This is a genomic window from Psychrobacter aquaticus CMS 56 (genome assembly GCF_000471625.1).
In the GTDB taxonomy this organism is placed as follows: domain Bacteria; phylum Pseudomonadota; class Gammaproteobacteria; order Pseudomonadales; family Moraxellaceae; genus Psychrobacter; species Psychrobacter aquaticus.
Genome location: NZ_AUSW01000001.1, coordinates 1 through 7599 on the forward strand (window position 1 = coordinate 1; position 7599 = coordinate 7599).

Annotated in this window: 5 protein-coding genes; 1 reads left to right on the plus strand and 4 read right to left on the minus strand. The window is 43.2% G+C overall.

The annotated features are described in order from the left end of the window. Window positions 1–34: 34 nt before the first annotated feature. Window positions 35–2185 (minus strand): lytic transglycosylase domain-containing protein, encoded by a 2151-nt coding sequence (locus M917_RS00005; RefSeq protein WP_021812682.1) that lies wholly within the window; start codon window positions 2183–2185, stop codon window positions 35–37. A 346-nt stretch (window positions 2186–2531) separates the two neighbouring features. Here M917_RS00005 and miaB point away from each other — a divergent pair, with 346 nt between their 5' ends. After that, complete coding sequence (miaB, locus tag M917_RS00010; protein ID WP_021812683.1) at window positions 2532–4025, plus strand: tRNA (N6-isopentenyl adenosine(37)-C2)-methylthiotransferase MiaB; 1494 nt, start codon at window positions 2532–2534, stop codon at window positions 4023–4025. A gap of 192 nt (window positions 4026–4217) precedes the next feature. Here the strand turns inward: miaB and M917_RS00015 are convergent, their stop codons facing one another. The 3 genes from M917_RS00015 to M917_RS00025 all read right to left on the minus strand — a co-directional run bounded on the left by M917_RS00015 (window position 4218) and on the right by M917_RS00025 (window position 6812). Further along, window positions 4218–5063: an SDR family oxidoreductase gene (locus M917_RS00015; protein WP_021812684.1), complete on the minus strand. Its 846-nt coding sequence runs from the start codon at window positions 5061–5063 to the stop codon at window positions 4218–4220. A gap of 165 nt (window positions 5064–5228) precedes the next feature. Then, window positions 5229–5465: a hypothetical protein gene (locus M917_RS14245; RefSeq protein WP_021812685.1), complete on the minus strand. Its 237-nt coding sequence runs from the start codon at window positions 5463–5465 to the stop codon at window positions 5229–5231. Window positions 5466–5597: 132 nt separating this feature from the next. After that, a complete protein-coding gene (locus M917_RS00025) occupies window positions 5598–6812 on the minus strand; it encodes an RtcB family protein (RefSeq protein ID WP_021812686.1) in 1215 nt (404 codons plus the stop codon). Window positions 6813–7599: the final 787 nt, after the last annotated feature.

Genomic DNA, 7599 nt, shown 5'->3' on the forward strand with positions numbered 1-7599 from the left:
TTATAATGGTTTATTTGATCGATAAACAAATAACCTAAAATCCAGCAGGTACTGTGCCCATACGCTGGCTAATCGGCTGACCACGACCCAATAAACTACTATAAATAGTCGCGTTTTCCATCACATGCTTCACATAGTTACGCGTTTCAGGAAATGCAATCGATTCGACATACTGATCCGCCGCTAATGAACCATACATTGGCTGCCAGCGTTTGGCATTATTAGGACCTGCGTTGTAGCCTGCTGTGGCGAGGACTGGCTGACTGTTTAACTTACCAAAGATATCACCCATGTACCATGTACCGTAACGGATATTGGTATCGCCGCTATTGGCGCGGCTGGCACTATAAGTCTCGCCTAAATTACGAGCAATATACTTTGCCGTATCTGGCATCACTTGCATCAAACCACTAGCACCAACGTTAGAGCGCGCAGAAGACACAAAACGGCTTTCTTGACGCATAATGCCATAAGCCCAAGCTGGATCAATACCTGCAGACTGACTATAGCGTACGACTGCATCTTGATGCGGCATTGGATGCGACAGTGCTAAGCTATCGACTCTGTCGGTATTATCAACGGCATAAATTGCTCGGTCAAGCCAGCCCATGTCATATGCTTGACGAGCGGCCGCAATGATTAAATTGTCATCGCGATTATCACGAGCCTGCTTCACCGCCCAGTTCCACTCTCGATTGGCATAAGCGCGGCTGGCATCAGCATTATATAAGGCAAAGGCACGAGCAAAGTTGCCATCCTGCATGACACGTGCGCGATCAGCCGTACTAACATTGGGCAAGTTGCTACCGCCTAAGCGACTGGCATCAAAACGCTGACCAATTTTGTCTTTTGCCATTAGACCATAGTAATCATTACTTTTTGCCAAATTCTGATACATTTTTTTGGCGGTATTGCGTTTATTCGCATCGCTTGATTGCTCATAAGCACGCGCCAGCCAATACTGCCACTGACTACCTTTTTGGGTCTCAACATCCATTTTTGCGATGGCTTCCACCACATCATCCCAGCGGCTAAAACGAATCGCTGCCATGGCATAATCTTCCGCTTCTTCAAAATTAAAATCTTCATCTAAACTATTACGGAACCAGTCAACAGCCTCAGCATTAAAGCCATCATCGGTATTATGGTTCATACGCTGCACGCCAAGGATGCGATAAGCATAACGACGGGTTTCATCATTCAACAGTTTGACCGAGCGTTGATTGTCTTGCTTAATATCAAAATCCAACTGTAGCGCGGCTTCACGATAAGACTTTTCAGCCACTCGCCCCATCGCATATAGATAGAGATGTTGATTGGTTTTACTAGCAGGCTCCCTGCCAAAACGGCTAAAGAATGAAGAAGGATTAAGCTGAATCTCACTCAGTGCTGAATAAGCAATCGGTGTCCCAAGACGCGATGACAACGCCATGATGTCGCCGGTCTTACCTTTACGCAGCATACGTTTAAGACGAGAGGCTCTATCTTGATCGTTAATCAATGGGTTATTGTTCATCTCAAGCGCCAACTGCTCACACAAGGCTGGCTGCTTAAGTGTCGTTAGCCAAACATCAGACTTCGCTGCCATGGCACGCATGGTATCGCCACCATTATTAAACCCAAGCGCAACCGCACAGCGCTCGCTTGCATCCGCATTGGTAATCAAATTCGCGACTTGGCGTACAGATGCATAATCGTTTGAGCCAGCTTTGGTCTCAGCAAAATCAGCAACTAGCTTTTCTGCCATGACAGTATCTGGATATTGGCGCACAAACTGTGAGACAGCAGCCGAGCTTTGCGAATTAAGATCTAAATTCATGCGCCAATATGTCGGATACATGGCAAATAAACCGCCACTCATTGCTTGCTCATAATTATAAAGCGCACTGACATCACCGCGATCTGCTGCAATGGCTGCCGCCGTGAAAGAGCTAGCTCCACTGTCTGCTTGAGAACCATTGTTTTGTGAATAGGTACCCTCTTGCTGGTAACTTTCGTCCTCACCCCATGTCAGCTCAGCGCAAGCCACTTGCGACAATCCAAGCGCGCTCACTGCTGTCGCCAGACTCAGCGCACTTACTCTTAGGGTTCTTGTTTTGATTCGCTTTGAGCAACCATATTGATTGGGTGATTCTCTATCCTTGAGGCTATCCTTAATGCCATGAGCAACGCGCAACTTTGTCATACTGACTCTCTTTATTATATCTCTACAATGTGTGAACAGCGATTTGCCAAGTACCGCTAAGCTTATCGCATTCATCATACTATACTCATTGCACTTTCAACCATCACCTTTACCTTTTGTTAATAAATAGGACAGCGAGGAGTAACATAGAAATGATAGCGCGCTGTGATTTCTGCTAAAACCTAGGCTAAGACCAGTAAGCAATTGATACTGTTATAAATAATCGTTCATAGCATCCACCAATTGCTCACGCTAATTTTTCACATTGACGAAGGGTTGTGATAAAATACGCCACTTGTTAATCGGCTACCCTGCTGTACTTTTAGTCAATCATGGACTTATCCTTATGAGTGTTACTGTATTTAATCCCCGCATTAATGACGCTGCTGGTGCTAAAACAACCGCGACAGCGCCTGCTGTCATTGCACTCACAGAATCAAGTTCAGCTCAATCGCCTGTTGATAAAGTCGCGCCTAAAAAAGTGTTTGTAACCACTCAGGGTTGCCAGATGAATGTCTATGACTCTGGCAAAATGCTAGACGTATTGGGTGATTCACACGGTATGGAAGTGACGCACAATATCGATGAAGCCGATGTGCTGCTGATGAATACCTGCTCTATCCGCGAAAAAGCACAAGAAAAAGTCTTTTCAGAATTGGGTCGCTGGCGCAAATTGAAAGAAAAACGTCCTGATCTGGTCATTGGTGTTGGTGGCTGCGTGGCCTCACAAGAAGGCGACAACATTCAAAAACGCGCGCCTTATGTCGACATGGTATTTGGCCCGCAAACCTTACATCGTCTGCCAGAGCTATATGACCAATCAAACGAGCAACGTGACATCGCTCCTAAGAACCGCATTGGTACGATTGACGTGTCATTCCCAAGTATCGAAAAGTTTGACTTTTTACCTGAGCCAAGAGTAGAAGGCTATAAGGCCTTTGTCTCTATCATGGAAGGTTGCTCAAAATATTGCTCATTTTGTGTCGTGCCTTATACACGCGGTGAAGAGTTATCGCGGCCATTAGATGACGTATTGGCTGAGATTGACAGCCTCGCCGCGCAAGGTATCCGTGAAATCAACCTACTCGGTCAAAACGTCAACGGCTATCGCGGCGAAAAAGACGACGGCAGTATTTGCCGATTCGCTGAGCTATTGCATTATGTGTCACACGTCGATGGCGTGGAGCGTATTCGTTATACCACCAGCCATCCACTGGAATTTACCGATGATATCATTGACGCTTATGCACAATTGCCAGAGCTGGTGTCACATTTGCATTTGCCTGTACAAAGTGGCTCGAATGCTATCTTGGCAGCGATGAAACGCAATCACACTATCGATGTTTATATCAATCAGATCAATAAACTTAAAGCTATTCGCCCAGATATTCACTTATCTAGCGACTTTATCATTGGCTTCCCAGGTGAGACCGATCAAGACTTCCAAGATACCTTGAACTTGGCAAAAGAATTGAACTTCGATCACTCTTATAGCTTTATCTATTCAAAGCGTCCGGGCACACCAGCGGCAGAATTGCCAGACGATGTGAGCTTCACAACCAAAAAAGCACGTTTGGCTGAATTCCAAAAAGTTATCATTGACTCAACATTGGCCAAAACTCATGAAATGGTCGGCACTACCACGCGGGTGTTGGTCGAGCAAATCGCCAACCGTCATCCTGATTGCTTAATCGGTACGGCAGACAATACGCGTACGGTTATGTTCCCATATGATGAAAACAAAATGAATGAATTGCTCGGTAAAATCGTCAGCGTGCGTATCACGGATTTTGTCAGTCCGCACATGGTCAAGGGTGAGCTAATCGAGGTACTCGCTTAAAATTTTACACCATAGTTCTGAGTAAATAAAAAAGCCGTTCTCTATAAATAGTGAACGGCTTTTTTTATCAGTGTCTAAATATTGATTATGTCATGAGAAGATATAGTTGCTCCCTTTTAAAAAAAGCACAGCGATACTGAGGGTGAGTTTTTCGCAGTCTCTGTCTGTGACGGAATCATTTTTACAATTTCATTAATTTTCGCTATTAGGGGCAGCCGTGCTCCCTGCCAGAATGCCGCCATCAATCGTGAGCTCAGTACCCGTCACGTATCTTGACTCATCACTTGCCAAATAAAGTGCCGCATAAGCCACATCCATTGCCTCCCCCATATAACCTAGCGGGATGTCTTTGCTAATTGCCTTGATCGCTTCTTCTCGCTCATTACCTTCTCCCAACATAGCGTCCCACATTGGCGTATAGATAGCGGCGGGATGAATTGAGTTACAGCGAATATCATAGCCATTTTGCGCACAATATAAGGCGACTGATTTACTATGGTTTCTGACGCCAGCTTTACTTGAGGCGTAAGCTGCTGCTAAAGGAATACCGACCATACCTGAGCGTGAAGAGATATTAATGATACTTGATTTGCTATTTTTATCTGTTGGACGATTTTTCATCAAAGCTATCGCTGCCTTACAACCTAAAGCCACACCATCTAGGTTTACTTGATGTACCTTGTGCCAACTTGCCATCTCTAAGTATTCAGGGTCATGAGCGCCTGTCGTCTCCAAAAATCCAGTGATACCTGCATTGTTTACGACAATATCTAACCCTTGATAATTTTGTTGAATGTATTGCTCAGCTTTTTGCCAATCGCTTTCGTTTGAGACATCCAGATGGATATATTCTGCTGGTTTTGATTCGCTCCATTGTTGACGCTTTATATTAATATCATGGCAAGAGCGCCTTCCTTTATCATCATTGATATCACTGAATATAACGGTTGCCCCTTCTTTCACAAAAAGCTCAGCAATCGCTTTGCCGATGCCTTGCGCAGACCCTGTGACCAATGCTACTTTATTAATCAATCTCATAAAACTCTCCTTTATGTCTTTTTTCTAATTTCTTTTGCCTATTTGCTTTTATCAGTTGAGTGACGAGTGCTGTCCCAACCATTTAAATTCGGAAAAGCCGTTTACTATGATAGCGAACGGCTTCCCTTCCTTTAATTTTAAAAGTAAATTTAGATCGAATGATCGCTACTCTAAGAACCAGTCAGTTTGTCTTAACTGCTGCTTGGTCTCACGGCGGCGCTTTTTTCGGACAATATCGATATCTTCTTTTTCATGAATACCGCCTTTTCTTAGTAAAGGGTCAAGCGCCAAATAGTTGCGCGGCTTCACTGCGCCTAGCGAGTGCTCAGCACCTGTCGCATCTTGCTGTTCTAACTGCCGCTCAATTTGTTTGGCTTTTTTTAGGGTTTGTTTTAAGCTCATATTGTTACCTATTCTTTAAATCTTCTTAGATACCAATTCCGAAAATCATCTTAGCAAGGAAAACGAGTGCAAATTGTACATCTAGTACATTAAGCGAGTTTGACGAAGCTAAGAGGATTTGCAGGTTTGGTATTAACCTTTAATACACATGACTTGCTTCAGCGTATGTACCACCTCAACCAAGTCCGCTTGATTGGCCATCACTTCATCAATGTCTTTATAAGCACCGGGTATTTCATCGATGACACCTTTGTCTTTGCGACATTCAACGCCATCGGTTTGCGCCTTTAGCTCATCAATAGTGAACGCTCGTATGGCTTTGCCTCGGCTCATTTGTCGCCCTGCGCCATGCGAGCACGAACAAAAAGACTCCTCATTACCCAGACCACGGACGATAAAAGATTTTGCGCCCATCGAGCCGGGGATAATACCAAGCTCACCTGCATAAGCACTGATCGCGCCTTTACGCGTCACATAGACTTGCTCACCGAAATGCACCTCTTCATTGACATAGTTATGGTGGCAGTTGATTGCTTCTTTGGTGAGAGCAAATCGTGGTAATCCCGCTTGTGGCGACTGTAGTGATTTAATCACCAAACGCATCATCTCTCGTCGGTTTTCTAGCGCGTAATCCTGTGCCCAGCCCACTGCTTCGACGTAATCGACAAAGCTGTCAGACCCTTGGGCAAAGTAAGATAAGTCTCGATCTGGCACATGACCAAAGCGCGATTGATGCTCTTTTTTGGCCAGATTAATAAAATACTGGCCGATGCAATTACCGATACCGCGACTACCAGAATGCAGCATGACCCAGACATCATTATTTTCATCCAAGCACAGCTCAATGAAATGATTGCCACCGCCAAGTGTCCCCAATTGCTTCGCCCAAGTACGCTCAAAACCTTTTAGCATTTTAAGTAAACCCGGATGCTTATCAGTAATTGGTTTTAGGCGTTTGCCCAATGGGTCAAGTGTTGAGTTTTTGGCTTGAATTTGCTTGTGCATGTTAAAGCCGACCGGCACTTGCTGCTCCACTATCAAGCGTAATGATTTTAAGTTATCTGGCAAATCGCTGGCCGTTAAAGACAAACGCACGGCATTCATACCGCAGCCGATATCGACACCCACCGCCGCAGGAATAATGGCAGACTTAGTCGGAATCACACTGCCAACGGTAGCACCTTTGCCGACGTGTACATCAGGCATGACGGCAATATGCGAATGAACAAACTCTAACTGCGCCATATTGCGTAATTGCTGTATCGCGCCTTGTTCGATATCTGAGGTGTAAATTTTGACGGGCACGCCATGTTTACTATTTTTATTTAATACTAATTGAATGCTCATTATTTATTATTTCCATTTTTTTATTTTTTTATTTTTAAACCAAATAACGTATTTTTAATTCACCTGTTTTATGATTATTAGACATCAGTTATCCGCCTCAATTAAACAGTGTGTTTAATAAGAAAATAAACTTATGAATAAAAAGTCATAGGCAATAAAATACCGTCTTCTATTAATTGCAAATCAATAGAAATGATGGTCAATTTATTATGGACGCTTTCAAGAAAAATTTTACCGTACCAAAACTTAAACCTAAATATGATGCGCACGGATAGGCATCGACTAGGTGATTGCGCAAGCAACCCTATTGGTAATGACGATAAAATAAAATGCTAGATAAATAGACAGAAACAAGCGCAAAATGGCTTAGCACAGTCATTTTGAACAAGGCAAGACTTAAAAAGGAATAAAGCGAGTAGATACAGGGATATCCGCTGATACTAATAAAATCTATCCTAGTAAATAGGATGTCAGCGGATAGCTAATATATAAATTCAGCCAAACCTTTTTGAAGTCATCATTGCTGTCATATTTTTCATACATTCATACTTTAAAAACGTCTTGATCGTGATATAGGACATGATGATTCCTCCATAGGTAGTGGCCAATGTCAGGGCGACAATAGCAAATTAATTGATATGACTTATACTCTTTTTTTACTTTATAAAAAATCTATAAGTCAGTGGGATTATAATAACGATTTAAAAATTAATGTCAACTATTTATTTTAACTCAGTCTAAATAAATATATTATAAAAAACCAATTAATAAAATAGTTGTTTTGGAT